Genomic DNA, 20,917 nt, shown 5'->3' with positions numbered 1-20,917 from the left:
CTCCTCCGACGCTCTCAGCAAAGCGCGTCGGGCGGCGGATTCACAGGGACCGGACGGCACCGGTCCGGGGCCGAACGGCGGGCCGGGGAGGATCATTGGACGGTGACGGTGCCTGCCGTCATGCCCGCTTGCCGGGAAGTTCGATCTCCGCCCAGATGGTCTTCCCGTTCGTATGGTGCCGTGTGCCCCAGCGCTCGGCGAACTGGGCGACGAGCAGCAGGCCGCGGCCGCCCTCGTCGAAGGTGCGGGCGCGTCGAAGGTGCGGGGCGGTGCTGGTGCCGTCGGACACCTCGCAGATGAGGGTGCTGTCGCGGATCAGACGCAGCTGGATGGGCGACTGCCCGTAGCGGATCGCGTTCGTGACGAGCTCGCTGACCACCAGTTCGGCCGTGAAGGCCACATCCGGCAGCTGCCACGCGGTCAGCCGGGCCAGGACCTCGGCGCGAGCACCCGCGACCGCAGCCGGGTCGGAGGGCAGGTCCCAGGTGGCCACCTGACTCGCGTCCAGGGCGCGGGTGCGGGCTACCAGCAGGGCGACGTCGTCCCGCGGCTGGGCGGGGAGCAGGGTGTGGATCACGCTGTCGCAGACGGCCTCCAGCGATTCGGCGGGCCGTTCAAGACACCTGCGCAGCAGCGCGAGGCCGGTGTCCAGGTCGTGCTCGCTGCCTTGCACCAGGCCGTCGGTGTAGAGGGCGAGGAGGCTGCCCGGGGGCAGTTCCCACTCGAAGGTTTCGAAGGGCAGCCCGCCCACACCCAGCGGTGGGCCGGGAGGCAGCTCGACCAGGTCGGCCGTGCCGTCCGTCGTGACGACGGCGGGCGGCGGGTGCCCCGCGGAGGCGGCAGCACACCGGCGCGAGACCGGGTCGTAGACCACGTACAGGCAGGTGGCGACGAAATCGGTGGGCATCTCCAGGTCGGACGCGTCCTCCTCGCTGCCGTCCTGCTGTGCCGCGATGTGGGTGACCAGGTCGTCGAGATGCGTCAGGAGCTCGTCGGCGGGAAGGTCGACGTCGGCCAGCGTACGTACCGCGGTCCGCAGGCGCCCCATCGTCGCGGAGGCCTGCAGGCCGTGTCCCACCACGTCTCCCACGACCAGTGCGACCCGGGCGCCCGACAGCGGGATCACGTCGAACCAGTCCCCGCCCAGCCCCGCACGCGTGCGGGCCGGAAGGTAGCGGTAGGCCACCTCGACCGCTTCCTGGGCGGCCAGCCGTTGGGGCAGCAGGCTGCGCTGCAGGGCCAGGGCGGTGTTGCGTTCCAGGGTGTAGCGCCGGGCGTTGTCCACGGCCACGGCGGCCCGTGCGCCGATCTCCTCGGCGAGGAGGAGGTCGTCCTCCTCGAAGGGGTGCTGGCGCCGGTGGCGGACGAGGACCGCCACACCGAGGGTGATCCCGCGGGCACGCAGCGGAATGACCATGAGCGAGTGGATGCCGAACGCGCGGACGATCCCCGCCCGCTCGGGGTCGGCTTCCTGCCAGTTCCTGACGGCTTCGTCGATGGTGCGGTGCAGCGACGGCCGGCCGGTGGCCAGACAGCGGACGGGCGGCGCGGACTCCGGGTATTCGTCCACGTCCCCCGGCCGGATCACCGCCTCGGGCACACCGGGCAGGACGGACTGCTGCGCCACCCGGCGCAGGGCGACGGTGCCCGAGAAGGAGGGGGTCGGCTCGATGCCGTGGAAGAGGCCGTCCAGCAGGTCGATGGTGACGAAGTCGGCGAGCCCGGCCACCGCCACGTCGGCCATCTCCTGGGCCGTCCGCGTCACGTCCAGCGTGCTGCCCACCTGTGCGCTGACGTCGTTCAGCAGCGCGAGCCGCTCCCGGGCCATGTGCTGCTCGGTGACGTCCAGCGCGGACAGCTCCACGTGCCGTACCTGCCCCGCCGGGGTCCTGAGCGGGGACACGGTGATGGACCAGACCCGCTCGCGGGCCTGTGGCCGGGTCTTGCCGCGCACATGAAACCGTTCGGGTTCTCCGGTCACGAACACGCGCCGCATGCCGTCCTCGACCGACCGGCAGATGTGGGGCGGCAGCAGCTCGGTGACACGCCGACCGCGCATCTGCTCCTCGCTCAGACCGAGCTCGCGTGTGGCGCCGGCCGTCGCCCGCACCGCCCGCAGGGCGGAGTCGTACACCATCACCGGCAGATGACACTGCGCGAACGCCTCCTCCGCCGTCGCCAGGTCCGACGGCACCTGCTCCGGCGGTGTCGCCACGACGAGCTGCTGGGAGCGGCCCTTGCCGTCGAAGGACGGATACGCGTGCAGCCGCACCTCCACGGGCCGGCCGTCCCGGTGGCGGAGCAGGGTGGTGCTGCTCTGCCCGCCGAGAGCGGCGTGCAGGCCCTTCTCGACGTCGGCGCCCGAGCCCAGCAGACAGTGCACGGGGCGGCCCACGACCTCCTGGCGCGGGTAGCCGAGCAGACGCTCCGCACCCGCGCTCCAGTCGGTGACGATCCCCTGCGCGTCGACGACCGCGGTGGCTGGGGCGGCAGCCTCCGGGAGTGCCTCGGAGCCGCTGCCGCGTGGGGTGGCACCGTGCATGTCGATCATCGCCCAATCTGCCCCCATGGACACCCTGACCGCGGGGAGAACGCGGCGGCCGAGGCCACCGGGCGCACGCATGGCCGGCCTCTCCGCGTTCGGCCCCGTCATCCCACTTCTACCGTCCTTCCGCCGAGCCCGCGCGCCGTGCACGGACCCGGCCGCCCCTCACGCCAAATAGATCCCCTCAGGCCGGGGTCTTGCGGCCCCGGCCCGTGTCCGGGCGGTTCCGCACGGCGCCGTAGTACGCGGTGCGCATGATGTCCTGCATGTCGTCGAGCATCGGCATCCGCGGGTTGGCGGGTGCGCACTGGTCCTCGTACGCGTTCAGGGCCTGCTGGGGCAGGGCGTCGAGGAAGGCGCGCTCGTCGATGCCGAGGGCCTGGAACGACGGCTCGATGCCCACGGCGTCGCGGAGCCGTTCCACCGCGGCGGCCAGCGACTCCACCCCCTCCTGCGGGGTCCCGGCGGGCAGCCCGAGGGTGCGGGCGATGTCCTGGAAGCGTTCGGGGGCGCGGTAGCTCTCGTACTTGGGCCAGCCGGTGAGCTTCGTGGGGACCGTGCCGTTGTAGCGGATGACGTGCGGCAGGAGGACCGCGTTGGTGCGGCCGTGCGCGATGTGGAAACTGGCGCCGAGCGTGTGCGACATGGCGTGGACGATGCCCAGGAAGGCATTGCCGAAGGCCATGCCGGCGATGGTGCCGGCGTTGTGCATCTTCTCCCGCGCTTCGGGACGGCCCGTACGGTCGTTCACCGCCGCTTCGATGTTCTCGAAGACGAGCCGGATCGCGTGCAGGGCCAGACCGTCGGTGAAGTCGTTCGCGTACACGGACACATACGTCTCGATGGCGTGGGTGAGCGCGTCGAACCCGCTGTCGGCGGCCAGCGCGGGCGGCAGCTCCGTGGTGAGCAGCGGGTCCACGATGGCGACGCTGGGCGTCAGCGCGTAGTCGGCCAGCGGGTACTTCTTGCCGGTGGCCGGGTCGGAGATCACCGCGAAGGGGGTGACCTCGGCGCCGGTGCCCGACGTGGTGGGGATGCAGACCAGACGGGCCCGGGCACCCAGCACCGGGAAGCGGAAGGCGCGCTTGCGGATGTCGGAGAACTTCTGCCGCATGTCGGCGAAGTCGATGTCCGGGTGCTCGTACAGCAGCCACATCACCTTGGCGGCGTCCATCGGCGAGCCGCCGCCCAGCGCGATGATCGTGTCCGGGCGGAAGTCGTGCATCAGCCGGGCGCCCCGCCGGACGGATTCGATGCTCGGCTCCGGCTCCACGTTGTCGATGACCTGGATCGTCGTCGGCTCGTGGCGCCGCTGGAGGACGCGGGTGACACGGTCGACGAAGCCGAGGCGGGTCATGGTGGCGTCCGTGACGATCGTGACGCGGTGCACGTCCGGCATGGAGGCCAGATAGCGAATGGACTGCGGCTCGAAATAGATCTTCGGGGGCACCTTGAACCACTGCAGATTGTTGCGGCGCGCGCCTACCCGCTTGATGTTCAGCAGTTGGGCGGCGGAGACGTTGTTGGACACCGACGTGTGGCCCCAGGAGCCACAGCCGAGGGTGAGCGACGGCAGCAGGTTGTTGTAGATGCCGCCTATGGCGCCCTGCGAGGACGGCGAGTTGACGATGATCCGTACGGTCTTCAGCCGCCTGCCGTAGGCCTCGGCGATCGTCCGGTCCTCCGTGTGGATGACGGCGCTGTGGCCCTGCCCGTGGAAGGCGACCATGTCGGCGGCGAGGTCGAAGCCCTGCGCCTGCGAGCCCGCGCGCAGCACGGCGAGCACCGGGCAGAGCTTCTCACGGGTCAACGGCTCGTCCGGACCGACGTGTTCGGCCTGGACGAGGATCAGCGAGGTGTCGGCGGGCACGGTGAAGCCGGCCTGTTCGGCGATCCACACCGGGCTCTGGCCGACGGCCGCGGCGTTGACCTTGGGTTCGCACCCCGAGTTCGTGGCCCGGCCGGGGAACAGGAACGCCTCCAGCTTCGCCTTCTCCTCGGCGGTGGCCAGATGGGCGTGCAGGGTGCGGAACTCGGCCAGTGCCGCGTCGTAGATCTCCTCGTCCAGGATGACGGCCTGTTCGGAGGCGCAGATCATGCCGTTGTCGAAGGACTTCGACAGCACCAGGTCATTGACGGCCCGGCGCAGCTTCGCGCTCTTGTGCACATAGGCGGGGACGTTGCCCGCGCCGACGCCGAGAGCCGGCTTGCCCGCCGAGTAGGCGGCCCGGACCATGGCGTTGCCGCCGGTGGCGAGGATCAGGGCGACACCAGGGTGCTGCATCAGGACGCTGGTCGCCTCCACCGACGGGGTCTCGATCCACTGGATGCAGTGCTCCGGCGCGCCGGCGGCGATGGCCGCGTCCCGTACGATCCGCGCCGCCTCGGTGCTGCACCGCTGGGCCGAGGGGTGAAAGGCGAAGACGACCGGGTTGCGTGTCTTCAGCGCCATCAGGGCCTTGAAGACGGTGGTGGAGGTCGGATTGGTGACCGGCGTGATCGCGCAGACCACGCCGACGGGCTCGGCCACCTCGGTCATGTCCTCGATGTCGTCACGGGCGATCACACCGACGGTCTTCATGGGCGCGATGCTGTGCGTGACGTGCTCGCACGCGAACATGTTCTTGGCCGCCTTGTCCTCGAAGACGCCGCGCCCCGTCTCCTGGACCGCGAGGCGGGCCAGTGCCGTGTGCTGGTCCAGGGCGGCGACCGAGGCCTTCTTGACGATGTGGTCGATCTGCTCCTGCGTGAAGGCCTCGTAGTCGGCCAGCGCCTTGAGTCCCTGTGCGACCAACTGGTCCACGGCGATGGTGATGTCGGACGGAGCCCCGGCGGTGGCCGTGGCCTCGATTCCGGCGTCGTGACGGGTCATGGGGATACGCCTCCGTTGACGAGAGCCGGCAGGGTCGGCCGGCAGTGCATACGGGAGCGGCACCGAGAACCGGTGTCGCTCGTACTCCCCACCTTCGTCCGGCCGGGCCCGCCGCACCCAGATGCCGATGGTCCCTGTCGGGGGCTGACCGGCACGGCGGGCCACGGCCGTCGGGGTGCCCCTACCGGTGTGATCCGTCGTCGGCCCGGCCGCCGCGCCACGGCGGCGGGGCGGCCGACCTGCGCGCCTCCTCCTTGCGGTGCAGGAACCGATTCACCTGGCCGCGCAGCCGGTCCGCCAAAGAGTCCGCCAGCTCATGTGCCGTCGCCTCCCGGGCGTGCACGACGACGAGGGTGTTCCCCACCACGAGCTCCGCCCCGGCGAACCAGGGCTGCTCGGCGTGGTCCGCCACCGCCTTGACGACCCTCAGGGCGCCGCGGACGGCCGGCACCCCGGGTCGGCCGAGGACCGCGTCGACCTTGGTCCGCAGATACGCGAGTTCCTCCTCGCCCACCTCGCCTTCCGTGCGCACCCGCAGGTCGGCGGTGGTGCTGACGTGAGTGCCGATGTCCTTGGCAGTCATGGGATCCGCTCCTTGAGATCGTTGGGCAGATCCAGACTTCTGCGAGCGCCCTCCGTGGTACAGGGCTGTCAGGCCCTAGGGGTGGGGCCATCGGGCCTTCACCGCTGCGGCGGACGGTCCTGGGAATCCGGTTGTTCCAGGTGCGAGGCGAGGACCGCGGCCTGCACGCGGCGCTGTACGCCCAGCTTGGCCAGCATCCGTGAGATGTGGTTCTTGACCGTCTTCTCCGACAGATAGAGCTTCCTGCCGATCTCGCGGTTGGTCAGGCCCTCGCCGATCAGGGCGAGGATCTCCCGCTCGCGCGGCGACAGGCTCGCCAGCTCGGCCGGCACTTCCGGAGTGCCCACGGGTTCCGTGCGCAGGGAACGCATCAGGCGGGCCGTGGTCGCGGGGTCCAGCATCGACTGGCCCGAGGCGACGGTGCGCAACGCCGAGATCAGGTCGGAGCCCTTGATCTGTTTGAGGACATAGCCCGAGGCCCCGGCCATGATCGCGTCCAGCAGCGCGTCCTCGTCGTCGAACGAGGTCAGCATCAGACACATGAGCTCCGGCATCTGGCTGCGCAGCTCCCGGCAGACCGTGATGCCGTCGCCGTCGGGGAGACGGACGTCGAGGACGGCGACGTGCGGCCGCAGGGCGGGGCCTCGGGCGAGTGCCTGCTGGACGGTGCCGGCGTCACCGACGACCGAGATGTCGGGCTCGGCGTCGAGCAGGTCGGTCAGGCCGCGCCGTACGACCTCGTGGTCGTCGACGAGGAACACGCGGATCGGGTCCTGCTCCGTGAAAGTGCGCGTCTGCGTCATGACGACCCCTTGTTCCCCGGACGAAGAACGACAAGCCGCCGGCCTCCATGACGATCGTCGCCCGCCCGGTCCCTGTGTACCGGTCCATGTGTACCAGAGCCGACAGGCCCACCGGCGCAGCCGGATGTGTACCTGTCGGCACTCCCCGTGACCGTCACGAGCGACAAGGATCCGAAGTACAAGGAAGCGCCTAGGCGAGGAGAGAACCGACGATGACCGCAACCATGCCAGTCGGGAACCGCACGACGGACGCCTGGCGCGGCTTCACGGGCACCCACTGGCGCGAGGGGATCGACGTACGCGACTTCGTACAGGCCAACTACACCCCGTACGAGGGCGACGCCCGCTTCCTGAGCGGTCCGACCGACCGCACGCGCGCCGTCTGGACCAAGGTGAGCGCACTCTTCCCGGAGGAGCGGCGCCGGGGCATCCTCGACGTCGACACCGCCACCCCGTCGACCATCACCTCGCACGCGCCCGGCTACATCGACCGGGAGCGCGAACTGATCGTCGGCCTGCAGACGGACGCACCCCTGAAGCGGGCGATCATGCCCAATGGTGGGCTGCGGATGGTGGAGAACGGCCTCAAGGCGTACGGCTACGAGCCCGACCCCTTCGTGACCAAGGTCTTCGGGACCTACCGCAAGACCCACAACGACGGCGTCTTCGACGCCTACACACCGGAGATGCGCGCCGCCCGCAAGGCCGCCGTCATCACCGGCCTCCCGGACGCCTACGGACGCGGCCGGATCATCGGCGACTACCGGCGCGTGGCGCTCTACGGCACCGGCCGGCTGATCGCGGCCAAGCAGGCCGAAAAGGCCCGGCTGGACGGCGAGCCGTCGAGCGAGCACATCATCCGCGACCGTGAGGAGCTCGCCGAACAGATCAAGGCGCTGGGCGAGCTGACCCGCATGGCGGCGACATACGGCTGCGACGTCTCCCGCCCCGCCACCACCACGCACGAGGCCGTCCAGTGGCTGTACCTCGCGTACCTGGCCGCGGTGAAGGAGCAGAACGGCGCCGCCATGTCGCTGGGCCGCACCTCGACCTTCCTGGACGTCTTCCTCCAGCGGGACCTGGACGACGGGACCATCGACGAGACGCGTGCCCAGGAACTGGTCGACGACTTCGTCATCAAGCTGCGGATCGTGCGCTTCCTGCGCACCCCCGAGTACGACGCCCTGTTCTCAGGCGACCCCACCTGGGTGACCGAGTCCATCGGCGGCATCGGCACGGACGGCCGCCCGCTGGTCACCCGCACCTCGTTCCGCTTCCTGCAGACCCTGTACAACCTGGGGCCCGCACCCGAGCCGAACCTGACCGTGCTGTGGTCGCCCCGGCTCCCGTCCGGGTTCAAGAGGTTCTGCGGTCAGGTCTCGGTCGACACCAGCGCCGTCCAGTACGAGTCCGACGAGCTGATGCGCCCGTGCACCGGCGACGACACCGCGATCGCCTGCTGCGTCTCGGCCATGGCGGTGGGCCGGCAGATGCAGTTCTTCGGGGCGAGGGTCAACCTCGCCAAGGCACTGCTGTACGCGATCAACGGCGGCCGGGACGAGATGACCGGCGAACAGATCGCCCCCGCGGCACCCGCGCTGACGGGGGAGTACCTGGACTACGAGGAACTGGCCGCGGCGTACGACCGGATGCTCGAATGGCTGGCACGGACGTACGTCAACGCGCTCAACGTCATCCACTACATGCACGACAAGTACGCCTACGAGCGCCTTGAGATGGCCCTCCACGACTACCCCGTGCACCGCTTCATGGCCTGTGGCATCGCCGGTCTGTCCGTCGCCGCCGACAGCCTCTCCGCCGTCAAGTACGCGCGCGTGAAGGTCGTCCGGGACACCACCGGACTGGCGGTGGACTACGAGGTCGAGGGCGACTACCCGGCCTACGGGAACAACGACGACCGCGCCGACGAGCTCGCCGTCGACCTGGTCGATTCGTTCATGGCGAAGGTGCGCAAGCACCCCACCTACCGCGACGCCGAACACACCCAGTCGGTCCTCACCATCACCTCCAACGTCGTCTACGGCAAGCACACCGGCAACACCCCCGACGGGCGGCGCGCCGGTCAGCCCTTCGCACCCGGCGCCAACCCGATGAACGGCCGCGACCGGCACGGAGTGGCCGCGTCCGCGCTCTCGGTCGCCAAGCTGCCGTACGAGCACGCCCGCGACGGCATCTCGCTGACCACGACCATCACCCCGGAAGGCCTGGGCCACCGCCCGGAGGAACGCGCCGGGAACCTGGTCGGCATCCTCGACGCCTACACGGCGGCCGGCGGCTTCCACATGAACGTGAACGTCCTGGACCGCGCCAAGCTGGAGGACGCCATGGAACACCCGGAGAACTACCCGGACCTGACCATCCGGGTCTCCGGATACGCCGTGAACTTCGTCCGCCTGACCCGTGAGCAGCAGCTCGACGTGATCAGCCGTACCTTCCACGGATCGCTGTGAACACGACGACGAAAGGCCGGATCCACTCCTGGGACCTGTCCACCGGCGTGGACGGTCCCGGGACCCGGTTCGTCCTCTTCTTCAGCGGCTGCCCGCTGCGCTGCCTGTACTGCGCCAACCCGGACACCTGGCACATGCGCGACGGCAGGGAGGCCACGGCCGACGAGGTGATGGCCGAGATCGAGAAGTACCGGCCCTTCATCACCACCGCCGGCGGCGGAGTGACCCTCACCGGCGGCGAACCGCTCCTCCAGTCGGCCTTCGCCGCGGCCGTGCTGCGGCGCTGCAAGGAGGCCGGACTGCACACCGCCCTCGACACCTCCGGCTTCCTCGGCGCCCGAGCCACCGACGAACTCCTCGCGGACGTCGACCTGGTCCTGCTGGACATCAAGTCCTTCGACGTCAACACCTACCGAAAGCTGACCGGAGGTGAACTCTCACCCACCCTGAACTTCGCCACCCGCCTCGACCGGCTCGGCGTCCCGATGTGGATCCGCTACGTCCTGGTCCCCGGCTGGACCGACGCACCGGATCCCATCGACGGCCTGGCCCACTTCGTCGGTGGGCTCCCCGCCGTCCAGCGCGTCGACATCCTCCCGTTCCACAAACTCGGCGCCGCGAAGTACGACTCGCTCGGCATTCCCTTCCCCCTCAAGGACGCCCCCCGGCCGTCCGCCGAACTGATCGAGCGGGTGCGAGAGCAGTTCCGCGCCCAGGGGCTGGCGGCCCACTGACCTGCCGTGGCCAGCGGAGTTCGACAACAGGCCCGGGACACAGGGACGTTCAGCCCAACAGCCACCGACCTTCGGCATCCGGTGCGGCTCCTCGCGGAGCGCCAGAGTGAGGGTGTCAGGCACCAGCCGAACACGACTCCGGAACCGGATCCCTCGCGCCAGAAGGTGGAGATCATGCCCCGCACCGTCACCGTAGGTCTCGACGGCTCGCCCGAAAGCCGTGCCGCGGCCGAATGGGCAGCCCGGGAAGCCAAGTTGCTCGATCTGCCGCTGAAGATCGTCCATGTCTGGGAGCCGGTCCCCGAGCCTATGGCACAGGCCCCGCTGCTCGGAGCCGAGACCCACCAGCACTGGACCGAACGCATCCCTCGCGAGTCGGCCGACGGTCTGCGCCTGCGCCACCCCGGCGTCGAGGTCACCAGCGAGCAGCTCTCCGGCAGCCCCGGCGAGGCGCTGTCCGAGGAGGCGAAGACCGCCGAACTGCTCGTCCTCGGCTCGCGGCGCCTCGGCGGCATCGGCGGCTTCATGGTCGGCTCCGTCGCACTGAGCGTCGTCGCCCACGCCGAACGACCCGTCGTGCTGGTCAGAGCGGCGGAACAGGCCGCCGACGAGCACGAGATGGACCCGGCGGGCATCCCGTCCGCCGCGACACCCTTCCGGCCCGTGGTCCTGGGCCTCGACACCGACCACCCCGACGAGACACTGATCCGATTCGCCTTCGACGCCGCCGTACGCCGCGGCACGTCCCTGCGCGTCGTGCACGCCTGGTACCCGCCGCCGTACTACGCGTACGGCGCACCGGCCAATCCCGCCCTCAACGAGGCGCTGGCCCTGAACGACGCCCAGCACCTGACCGTGGCGCTGCGCCCCTGGCGGCAGAAGTACCCGGACGTCGAGGTCACCGAGGAGTCCCGGTACGGCAGCCCCGCCGTGCTCCTCGTCGAGGCCTCGCAGGCGGCCTCGCTGGTGGTCGTGGGCCGGCGGATCCGCCGCAGCCCCCTCGGCGCGCACATCGGCCACGTCACGCACGCCGTCCTGCACCACTCCACCGCCCCCGTCGCCGTCGTGGCCCACGGCTGACCCACTTGCTGAGGAGCAGACGTCATGAAGGCAGCGGTCGTACGGGCCTTTGGTGAGCCCCTGGTGATCGAGGAGCGTCCGGATCCGGAGCCGGGTGCCGGGCAGGTGCGGGTCCGGGTGGAGGCCTCCGGGCTGTGCCACACCGACATCCACGCGGCGCACGGTGACTGGCCGGTCCGGCCGAACCCGCCGTTCGTGCCCGGGCACGAGGGCGTGGGTGTGGTGGAGGCGCTCGGCGAGGGCGTCACGCACCTGAGCGTGGGGGACCGGGTCGCGGTCCCCTGGCTGGGGTGGGCGTGCGGGCGGTGCGAGCACTGCCTGTCCGGCTGGGAGACGCTGTGCGAGCGGCAGGTCAACACCGGGTACGGCTGTGACGGCGGGTACGCGGAGAAGATGCTGGCCTGGGCGGACTTCGCGCAGCCGGTGCCGCCGGGCATCAGCGCGGTGGAGGCGGCCCCGCTGACCTGTGCCGGGGTGACCACCTACAAGGCGCTCAAGGTCGCGCAGGTGCGGCCGGCGCAACTGGTGGCCGTCTCCGGGATCGGCGGGCTCGGGCATCTGGCGGTGCAGTACGCGAAGATCGCCGGCGCGCAGGTGGCCGCGATCGACGTCACCGACGACAAGCTGGAACTCGCCGCCGAGCTGGGCGCGGACCTGGTCATCGACGCCCGCACGGACGATGTGGGCAAGGTGCTCAAGCGGTACGGCGGCGCGCATGCGGCCCTCGCGCTGGCGGTGAACGACGCCGCGTTCGAGGCGGTCAACGCGGGCCTGCGGCGCGGCGGGCGGCTGGTGATGGTGGCGCTGCCGGCGCACGGCACGGTGCGCGTTCCGATCTTCGACACGGTGCTGAACGGGACGTCCGTGATCGGTTCGATCGTGGGCACCCGGCAGGACCTGGCCGAGGTGTTCCAGCTGCACGCGGCCGGGCGGACACGGGTGATCTGCGAGACCCGTCCGCTGTCCTCGGTCAACGAATCCATCGACGAGGTGCTGCGCGGGCAGGTCAAGGCACGGATCGTGTTCGATCTCGGGGCGGGGCGGTGAGCGCCGTGGATCTGCCACTGGTCGTGGGGGTCGACGGGTCGGAGCCCAGTCTGCGGGCGGTGGACTGGGCGGCCGACGAGGCCGCACTGCGCGGGGTGCCGCTGCGGCTGGTGTACGCCTCGCTGTGGGAGCGCTACGAAGGCACCTCGCTCGCGCAGGAAGTGGGCAGGCCGTCCGAGCAGGTGATCGCCGAGGACATCGTCGCCGCGGCCGCCCGCCGCGCGGCGCTGCGCCGGACCGGCGTGAAGATCTCCACCGACGTCCTGCCCGAGGAACCCGAATACGCACTCGTACGTGAGAGCCGTAACGCGTCCGCCCTGGTGATGGGCACCCGGGGCCGCAGCGGCATGGTCGAGATGCTGCTCGGCTCGGTCAGCCTGACCGTGGCCGCATACGCCCACTGCCCGGTCATCGTGCTCCGCGGCAGCCACGACAACCAGGCCCGCTCCGCGACGCACGGCCGGATCGCGGTGGGCGTCGGCGACAAGGCGGCCGACTCCGCGGCGGTGCGCTTCGCCCTGCGGGAGGCCGCACTGCGCGGCGTCGAGCTGGAAGCCGTACGCGCCTGGCGGTGCCCGGCACACGAGACGACCGACCACCCGCTCCTGGCCGGAGAACCCGCCCGGCTGCACGAGGAACGGGCCGTGGAAACGCTGGACGAGGCGCTGCGGGACGCGCCCGAGCACGTACGACTGCGCCCGCACGCCGTCGAGGGCCACGCCCGCCGCGTCCTGCTGGCCGCCTCCCACGGTGCCGACCTGCTGGTCGTCGGCGCCCGGCGCCACCCGGACCACCTCGGGCTGCAACTCGGCCGCGTCGCCCACGGAGTCCTGCATCACGCGGCCTGCCCCGTCGTCGTCGTACCCGAGCAGCCCTGACCGACGCCGAGGTCACCGACCGGAGCTGGAAAAACGCCTGAACACCCCTGACGCCGAAAGGAATCCACCACCATGACCGTACGCGTCGGCATCAACGGGTTCGGCCGCATCGGCCGCACCTACCTGCGCGCGGCACTCGACCGCGCGGAAGCGGGCACCCAGGACGTCGAGGTCGTCGCGATCAACGACATCACCTCGCCCGCCACCCTCGCCCACCTGCTTGAGTACGACTCCACGTTCGGGCACATCGGACGCGACGTCACGCACGACGACAGCTCGATCACCGTCGACGGCCGGCGCATCGCCGTCACCGCCGAGCGCGACCCGGCCGCCCTGCACTGGTCCGACTACGGCGCCGACATCGTGATCGAGTCCACCGGACGCTTCCGCGACCGAGACTCCGCCGCCCTGCACCTCAAGGGCGGAGCCCACACCGTGTTGCTGTCGGCGCCGGGCAAGGGCGTGGACGCCACCATCGTCATGGGCGTCAACGACGCCACCTACGACCGCCACCGCGACCGGATCGTCTCCGCCGCCTCCTGCACCACCAACTGCGTCGCCCCCATGGTCAAGGTCCTCGACGACGCCTTCGGCATCGAACGCGGCGTGATGACCACGATCCACGGCTACACCAACGACCAGTCCCTCCTCGACGGCCCGCACAAGGACCTGCGCCGGGCGCGCTCGGCGGCCCTGAGCATCATCCCGACCAGCACGGGCGCCGCACGCGCCGTGGGCCTGGTGGTGCCGGAACTGGCCGGGGCGCTGGACGGGATCGCGGTCCGTGTGCCCGTCGAGGACGGCTCACTGACCGACCTCGCGGTGGTGCTGAACCGCGAGGCGACCGTGGACGAGATCAACGCCGCGTTCGACGTGGCCGCCGAGGGCCCGCTCAACGGCATCCTGCGCGTCTCGAAGGCCCCGATCGTCTCCCGCGACGTCATCGGCGACCCCTCGTCCTGCATCTTCGACCCGGCCCTGACCCAGGCCAACGGAACCCTGGCCAAGATCTTCGGCTGGTACGACAACGAGTGGGGCTACACCAACCGGCTCCTCGACCTCACGGCGCTCGTGGCCGACGACTGACCGGCTCCGGGGCGGAGCACACATCAGGGCCGATCGGCCCACACTCCGCCCCGGACAGCCTATGGGATCACACGCCACCTCGCCGGATGCTCGAAGTGGCAACCGGTTTCGGAGGAGACCCGCGATGAGGGACCACCTGCTCGACCGACCTCCCGCCCACGCGCTGCTCGCGGACGGGACCACCGTGTGCATCCGGCCCGTCACGCCCGGAGACCACGACCAGTTGGCAGGGCTCTACGAGGAGATGTCCCCGGAGAACCTCCGTCTGAGGTTCTTCGTAGCGAGCCGCCGGTCGGCCGCCATGGCCGCCGACCGGGCCTGCGCCCCCGCTCGTCCCGGCTACCGGGCGCTGCTGGCCGAGGCGAAGGAACAGGTGCTCGGCCTCGCCGAATACGACACCGGCGGGCAGGAGGGCGGCCCGGCGGAGATCTCCATCGCGGTCGCCGACGGACTGCACCACCGCGGAGTGGGAACCCTGCTCGTCGAGCACCTGGTCTCCGTGGCCCGCGCCGACGGCATCACCACCTTCACGGCCGACGCGCTGAGCGAGAACAACGAGGTGCTCCGGCTCTTCGCCGACCTCGGGCTGCGCACCGTCCGCCGCTACGAGGGGCCGGAAGTGCGTTGCACCATCCACCTCGACGAGGACGACACCTACCTCTCGGCGGTCGAGGCCCGCGGCCGGTCGGCCGACGTGGCCAGCCTCGAACCGCTGCTGCGCCCCGACGTGGTCGCCGTCGTCGGCGCCGGACGCAGGCCCGGCTCGGTGGGCCGGGCGATCCTGCACCATCTGCGCTCCGGCGGCTTCACGCGCCGCCTGTTCGCCGTGAACCCGAGTATGTCGTCGGTACTCGGCGTGCAGTGCTACCCGTCCATCAGTGCCCTGCCCAAGACCCCGGACCTCGTGGTCGTGGCGGTGCCGGCCGCGGCGGTCCCGGCCACCGCCGAGGAGTGCGGCGCAGCGGGCGTGCGCGCGCTGGTCGTCGTCACGGCGGGACTCGACCACGCCCAGGCGCAGGCACTGCTGGCCGCCTGCCGCGGCTACGGCATGCGCCTGGTCGGCCCCAACTGCCTGGGCATCTCCAACACGGACCCCGAACTGCGTCTCGACGCGACGTTCGCGGCCGATCATCCGCGGCCCGGCACCGCGGGCGTCGCCGTGCAGTCCGGCGGAGTCGGCATCGCCCTGCTGGACGGACTGTCCCGGCTCGGCATCGGCGTGTCGTCCTTCGTCTCGCTCGGCGACAAGTACGACGTCAGCGGCAACGATCTGCTCCAGTGGTGGGAGAGCGACCGCCGCACCGACCTCGCCCTGCTGCATCTGGAGTCCTTCGGCAACCCGCGGGCCTTCTCCCGCACGGCCCGCCGGGTCACTCGCCGCATGCCGGTGCTGACCGTGGACGCCGGCCGGTCGGTGGCCGGACGGCGCGCCGCCGCCTCGCACACCGCTGCCGCCGCCACCCCCACCATGACCCGAGGGGCCCTGTTCACCCAGGCCGGCATCACCGCCACCCGCTCGATCGGTGAACTCCTGGAGACAGCGGCCCTGTTGCACTCCCAGCCGCTGCCCGAGGGGACCCGGGTCGCCATCGTCACCAACGCGGGCGGAGCCGGAGTGCTGGCCGCCGACGCCTGTGCGGAGGCGGGTCTCGCCCTGCCGTCGTTCACGCCCGCGACGACCGACGAACTGCTCGGCGTACTGCCCGAGGGAGCGGCCGTAGGCAACCCCGTCGACGCCACCGCCTCCGTCACCGAGGAACAGCTCACGCAATGCCTGGACCGGCTCATGCGGTACCCGGGCATCGACGCCGTGCTGGTCGCCCTCGTCCCCACGGCAGTCGCCGTCGCCATGGGCGACGATCTGGTGCGGGCCGTCACCGAGGCACCCGCACGCCGGGCGAAGCCGGTGGCCGTCGTACGCCTGGAGCAGGACCTGCCGGTCCGGCTGCTCACCGCCGTCGGCGGGGGCACCGTCCCCGCCTACGCCGAACCGCAGGCCGCGGCACGCGCGTTGGCCCACGCGGCGCATCGCGCGGCCTGGCTCGCCCGCCCCGCGGGCACCGTACCGACGCTCGACGACGTCGACTCCGAGCGGGCCCGCACGATCGTCGACGCCCACCTGGCAGGGCACCCGGACGGTGGCTGGCTCGAACCGGACGTCTGCGCCGACCTCCTGGCCTGCTACGGCATCCCGCAGATCCCGTGGGCGTGGGCCGAGACCGAGGACGAGGCCGTCCGCGCCGCGGAGCGGCTGCACGGTGCCGACGGGCGGGTCGTGATGAAGGCTCACTGGCCGGGCCTGGTCCACAAGAGCGAGCAGCACGCCGTACACCTGGACCTGCGGGGCGAGTTCCAGGTCCGGGCCGCGTTCCGGGACCTGCAGACGCGCTTCGCCGGCCTGCTGACCGGGGTGGTCGTGCAGCCCCTCGCCGACCGCGGCACCGAACTGTTCGCCGGTGTCGTCCAGGACCAGGTCTTCGGCCCGCTCGTCCTGTTCGGCCTCGGAGGCACGGCCACCGAGGTGCTGGCCGACCACGCGGCCCGGCTCGCCCCGCTCACCGACCACGACGTGCACGACCTGATCACATCCCCGCGCTGCGCGCCCCTGCTGTTCGGCTCGGCCGGCCACCGGCCGATCGACCTGGACGACCTGGAGCAGGTGCTCCTGCGGCTGTCCCGGATGGCGGCGGATCTGCCGCAGCTCGCCGAGGCCGACTTCAACCCGGTCCTGGCGACACCGGGCGCGGTCACCGTCCTCGACGCTCGCGTGCGACTGCTGCCCCGTGGACCCCAGGACCCCTATCTGCGCCGACTCCGCTGAGGAGGTAACGGACATGAAGCACGACAAGGTCGGCTCCGTGATGACGACGGACGTCGTCCACGCCGAGTACGCCACCCCGTTCAAGGAGGTCGTGCGACTCATCGCGGACCACCGCATCAGCGGACTGCCGGTCGTCGACGAGGACGACAAGGTCATCGGCGTCATCTCCGAGACGGACCTCGTGGTGCGGCAGGCGGCCACACCGGGCCCTTACGAACCCAGGCGCCGCGCAGGGCTCGCACAGCTGACCCGCGGTGCCCGCAGGCGGGCCGCCAAGGCGAAGGCCCGTACGGCCGGACGGCTGATGTCGAGGCCACCCGTCACGGTGCGCGCCGACGCGACCATCGCGGAAGCGGCCCGGACCATGGCTGAGCGGCATGTGGAACGGCTCCCCGTCCTCGACGAGGAGGACCGGCTGGTCGGCATCGTCACCCGGCGCGACCTGCTCCAGGTGTTCCTGCGCCCGGACCGGGAGATCCGCGACGAGGTGATCGACGAAATCCTGGGACGCATCCTGTGGCTGCCGGCCCGCAGCATCGACGTCTCGGTGACGCAAGGCGTCGTCACACTCACCGGCCACATGGAACACAAGTCCGCCACGGAGATCGCCGTCTCCATGACCCGTCGGATCGACGGCGTCGTCGACGTGGTCGACAAACTGACCTACCACTTGGACGACGCGCGCATACGCGCGGAACAGGCCCCGCACGGCGCAGCCGACGACTGGCTGCGCGGACCGTGAAAGGAGGCGTGCCGCCATGACCGGCACCGTGTTGGTCACCTACGGAACGACGAACGGATCGACGGCGAGGATCGCCGAGACCATCGAGGACGTCCTGCGCAAGGCCGGCCTGACGACCGAGGTCCTTGCGGCCCGGGCCGTGGCGAGTGTGGAGCCGTACGACGCGGTCGTGGTCGGCGGCGGGCTGTACGCCGGCCGCTGGCAGAAGGACGCCCGGCGGTTCGTCCGCCGCCACAGCCGCGCACTCGCCGAGCGGCCCGTGTGGTTCTTCAGCAGCGGCCCGCTCGACGCCTCCGCCTCCGAGCGGGACATCCCGCCCGTGCCCGCAGTGCGGCGCGCGATGACCCGGTTGGGCGTTCGGGAACACATCACCTTCGGCGGCTGCCTCGAAGACGGCGCGAGGGGGCGGATGGCCGGGATGATCCTTCGCTCCGGAAAGGGAGGTGACTTCCGGGACTTCGCCGCGATCGAGGCGTGGGCGGCGCATGTCGCCGACGAACTCGGCCGCGCCTGATCACGGTCCGTGCCCCCGCCGTCACGTCGCGCCGTACGACTGACGGCGCGGTCACCGGCTGTCGCTGCCGCCGGTCTGCGGCAGCGCGGCCCGGCCCGCCTCCAGACGGGCCACCGGTACACGGAACGGCGAGCAGGAGACGTAGTCCAGTCCCGTGGTGTGGAAGAAGCGCACCGAGTCGGGGTCGCCGCCGTGCTCGCCGCACACGCCGATCTTCAGGCCGGGGCGGGCGGCCCGGCCCTCGTCGGCGGCGATGCGGACCAGTCGGCCCACGCCGTCGCGGTCGATCGTCTCGAACGGTGAAGTGGCGAAGACGCCCTTGTCGAGATAGGCGGAGAAGAACGCCGCCTCGACGTCGTCGCGGGAGAAGCCCCAGGTGGTCTGGGTCAGATCGTTGGTGCCGAAGGAGAAGAACTCCGCCTCCTCGGCGATCCGGCCCGCGGTCAGCGCGGCCCGCGGCAGCTCGATCATGGTGCCGATCGGGCACGCAACGGGCACGCCGGACTCCTCGGCGACCTCGGCCAGCACCCGCGCCACCTCGGCGCGGGCGAGCCGGAGTTCCTCGACGGCCCCGACCAGAGGCACCATGATCTCCGCACGTGGGGAGCCGCCGGCCCGGGTGCGCTCCACGACCGCCTCGGCGATCGCCCGTACCTGCATGGCGACCAGACCGGGAACCACCAGCCCCAGGCGCACCCCGCGCAGGCCGAGCATCGGGTTCTCCTCGTGCATACGGTTCACCGCGTCCAGCAACTCCCTGTCGTGCACGTCCGGTTGATCGCCACGGGCCTCGGCGGCGGCGATACGGACGGCGAGTTCGGTGCGGTCGGGCAGGAACTCGTGCAGGGGCGGGTCCAGCAGACGGACGGTGACCGGCAGCCCGTCCATCGCCGCCAGGATGCCGATGAAGTCCTGCCGCTGAAGGGGCAGAAGAGCCGCAAGAGCCCGCTCCCGCCCGGCGTCGTCGCGCGCGAGGATCATCTCCTCCACCAGCTTGCGCCGCTCGCCCAGGAACATGTGCTCGGTACGGCACAGCCCGATGCCCTGCGCGCCGAACCGGCGGGCGCGTGCCGCGTCCTCGGGGGTGTCGGCATTGGCCCGAACCTCCAGCCGCCGTACCGCGTCGGCCTGTTCCAGAGCACGGGCGACCGCCGCGACCACGCCGTCCGACAGCTCGCCGGTCTCCAGATACCGCATCGCGGCGGAGGCGACCAGCGCGACGGCACCCGCGTACACCGCACCGGCGGAGCCGTCCACCGAGATGACCGTGCCCTCCTCGACGACCGTGCCGTCACGGGTGGTGAAGCGCCGTGCCCCGGTGTCCACGGCGAGTTCCTCCGCACCGCACACACAGACCTTGCCCATGCCGCGGGCGACGACGGCCGCGTGACTGGTCTTGCCGCCGCGGCTGGTCAGCACGGCCTGCGCGGCGACCATGCCCGGCAGGTCGTCGGGGGTCGTCTCCTGGCGTACGAGAACCACCTGCTCGCCGTCGGCCGCCCGCCGTACGGCCTCCGCGGAGTCGAAGACCGCCGCGCCGACCGCCGCGCCCGGAGAGGCGGGGATGCCATGGGCGAGGGCGGTGCCGGTCGCGGCGGCGTCGAAGCGGGGAAACATCAGCCGCGCGAGGCCCTCGCCGCTGACCCGGTCGAGTGCCTCGTCCTGGGTGATGAGACCCTCCTCGACCAACTCGGCCGAGATGGCGAACGAGGCCTCGGCGGTGCGCTTGCCGACCCGGGTCTGCAGCATCCACAGTCGGCCGCGCTCGATCGTGAACTCGATGTCGCACAGGTCCCGGTAGTGCCGCTCCAGGGTCCGCATATGGTCGCGCAGCTGCAGATACGCGCGCGGGTCGAGCCGCTCCAGCTCGGCCAGTGTCACCGTGTTGCGGATGCCGGCGACCACGTCCTCGCCCTGGGCGTCGGGCAGATAGTCGCCGTACAGGCCGGGGCGCCCGGTGGCCGGGTCACGGGTGAAGGCGACACCGCTGCCCGAGTCCGCGCCCAGGTTGCCGAACACCATGCGCTGCACGGTGACCGCGGTGCCCAGGTCGTCGGGGATGTGCTCACGCCGCCGGTAGAGCCGGGCGCGCTCGCCGTTCCAGGAGCGGAACACCGCGAGGATCGCCAGTCGCAGCTGTTCGGCGGGGGACTGGGGGAAGTCCCGCCCCGTCTCCTCACGGACAAGACGCTGGTACGCCTCCACGAGCCAGGCGAGGTCGCTCGCGTCCAGATGGACGTCGTCCGGGGCGTCGCGGGCTTCCTTGAGCCGCGTGATGGCCCCTTCAAAAAGGGCCGTGTCGACACCCATCACGGTGCTGCCGAACATCTGGACGAGACGCCGATAGGAGTCCCAGGCGAAACGATCACTGCCCGACGCCTTGGCCAGGCCCAGGACGGAGTCGTCGTTCAGGCCGATGTCCAGGACCGTCTCCATCATGCCGGGCATGGAGAAGCGCGCGCCGGAGCGCACGGACACCAACAGCGGATCGTCCCGCTGCCCCAGCGACCGCCCGGCGGCGGCCTCCAAGGCGGACAGATGGCGGGACACCTCGTCCGCCATGCCCTCCGGCTCGACGCCGGTGGCCAGGAAGGCCCGGCAGGCCTCGGTGGTCACGGTGAAGCCAGGCGGTACCGGGAGCCCCAGCCGGGTCATCTCGGCGAGGTTCGCGCCCTTGCCGCCGAGCAGGTCGGCCATGTCACGGCCGCCCTCGGCGAAGTCGTACACGTATCGGACCATGA

The 20,917-nt window shown here is 71.4% G+C and carries 14 protein-coding genes; 9 read left to right on the top strand and 5 right to left on the bottom strand.

Annotated elements, in window-relative coordinates; all coding sequences use genetic code 11:
• Window positions 1–118: 118 nt before the first annotated feature.
• From AB0I54_RS22005 to AB0I54_RS21990, 4 genes are all read right to left on the bottom strand, one after another.
• Window positions 119–2,569 carry a SpoIIE family protein phosphatase gene (locus AB0I54_RS22005; protein WP_363297769.1) on the bottom strand — a complete coding sequence of 817 codons (2,451 nt, stop codon included), beginning with the start codon at window positions 2,567–2,569 and terminating at the stop codon, window positions 119–121.
• 160 nt (window positions 2,570–2,729) lie between these two features.
• The gene (adhE, locus tag AB0I54_RS22000) at window positions 2,730–5,417 is read right to left on the bottom strand and encodes a bifunctional acetaldehyde-CoA/alcohol dehydrogenase (RefSeq protein ID WP_363297768.1); all 2,688 of its coding nucleotides are present in this window, start codon (window positions 5,415–5,417) and stop codon (window positions 2,730–2,732) included.
• Between the two features lie 181 nt (window positions 5,418–5,598).
• Window positions 5,599–6,000 carry a hypothetical protein gene (locus tag AB0I54_RS21995; RefSeq protein WP_363297767.1) on the bottom strand — a complete coding sequence of 134 codons (402 nt, stop codon included), beginning with the start codon at window positions 5,998–6,000 and terminating at the stop codon, window positions 5,599–5,601.
• 98 nt (window positions 6,001–6,098) lie between these two features.
• Window positions 6,099–6,803 (bottom strand): response regulator transcription factor, encoded by a 705-nt coding sequence (locus AB0I54_RS21990; RefSeq protein WP_363297766.1) that lies wholly within the window; start codon window positions 6,801–6,803, stop codon window positions 6,099–6,101.
• A 212-nt stretch (window positions 6,804–7,015) separates the two neighbouring features.
• On the opposite strand from AB0I54_RS21990, the gene pflB reads away from it, so the two are divergent.
• The 9 genes from pflB (at window position 7,016) to AB0I54_RS21945 (ending at window position 18,176) form a co-directional block, all read left to right on the top strand.
• On the top strand, window positions 7,016–9,274 hold the full coding sequence (pflB, locus tag AB0I54_RS21985) for a formate C-acetyltransferase (protein ID WP_363297765.1): 2,259 nt from the start codon (window positions 7,016–7,018) through the stop codon (window positions 9,272–9,274).
• Window positions 9,271–10,008 carry a pyruvate formate-lyase-activating protein gene (gene pflA / locus AB0I54_RS21980; protein WP_363297764.1) on the top strand — a complete coding sequence of 246 codons (738 nt, stop codon included), beginning with the start codon at window positions 9,271–9,273 and terminating at the stop codon, window positions 10,006–10,008. The genes pflB and pflA overlap by 4 nt, the downstream gene beginning before the upstream one ends.
• 174 nt (window positions 10,009–10,182) lie before the next feature.
• On the top strand, window positions 10,183–11,088 hold the full coding sequence (locus AB0I54_RS21975) for a universal stress protein (RefSeq protein WP_363297763.1): 906 nt from the start codon (window positions 10,183–10,185) through the stop codon (window positions 11,086–11,088).
• Window positions 11,089–11,112: 24 nt separating this feature from the next.
• Window positions 11,113–12,135: an alcohol dehydrogenase AdhP gene (gene adhP / locus AB0I54_RS21970; RefSeq protein ID WP_363297762.1), complete on the top strand. Its 1,023-nt coding sequence runs from the start codon at window positions 11,113–11,115 to the stop codon at window positions 12,133–12,135.
• Window positions 12,132–13,013, top strand: a complete 882-nt coding sequence (locus tag AB0I54_RS21965; protein ID WP_363297761.1) for a universal stress protein — start codon at window positions 12,132–12,134, stop codon at window positions 13,011–13,013. Before adhP ends, AB0I54_RS21965 begins: the two co-directional genes overlap by 4 nt.
• 72 nt (window positions 13,014–13,085) lie before the next feature.
• The gene (gap, locus tag AB0I54_RS21960; RefSeq protein WP_363297760.1) at window positions 13,086–14,099 is read left to right on the top strand and encodes a type I glyceraldehyde-3-phosphate dehydrogenase; all 1,014 of its coding nucleotides are present in this window, start codon (window positions 13,086–13,088) and stop codon (window positions 14,097–14,099) included.
• Between the two features lie 124 nt (window positions 14,100–14,223).
• A complete protein-coding gene (locus tag AB0I54_RS21955) occupies window positions 14,224–16,920 on the top strand; it encodes a GNAT family N-acetyltransferase (protein WP_363297759.1) in 2,697 nt (898 codons plus the stop codon).
• Window positions 16,921–16,933: 13 nt separating this feature from the next.
• On the top strand, window positions 16,934–17,662 hold the full coding sequence (locus AB0I54_RS21950) for a CBS domain-containing protein (protein WP_363297758.1): 729 nt from the start codon (window positions 16,934–16,936) through the stop codon (window positions 17,660–17,662).
• A gap of 16 nt (window positions 17,663–17,678) precedes the next feature.
• Complete coding sequence (locus AB0I54_RS21945; protein ID WP_363297757.1) at window positions 17,679–18,176, top strand: flavodoxin domain-containing protein; 498 nt, start codon at window positions 17,679–17,681, stop codon at window positions 18,174–18,176.
• A gap of 51 nt (window positions 18,177–18,227) precedes the next feature.
• On the opposite strand, the gene ppdK is transcribed toward AB0I54_RS21945, so the two are convergent.
• Complete coding sequence (ppdK, locus tag AB0I54_RS21940; RefSeq protein WP_363297756.1) at window positions 18,228–20,915, bottom strand: pyruvate, phosphate dikinase; 2,688 nt, start codon at window positions 20,913–20,915, stop codon at window positions 18,228–18,230.
• Between the last annotated feature and the right edge of the window lie 2 nt (window positions 20,916–20,917).

It is taken from the genome of Streptomyces sp. NPDC050625 (genome assembly GCF_040654755.1).
In the GTDB taxonomy this organism is placed as follows: Bacteria; Actinomycetota; Actinomycetes; order Streptomycetales; family Streptomycetaceae; genus Streptomyces.
The sequence above is the reverse complement of the archived record's forward strand: the minus strand, read 5'-3'. Positions and strand labels throughout refer to the sequence as shown.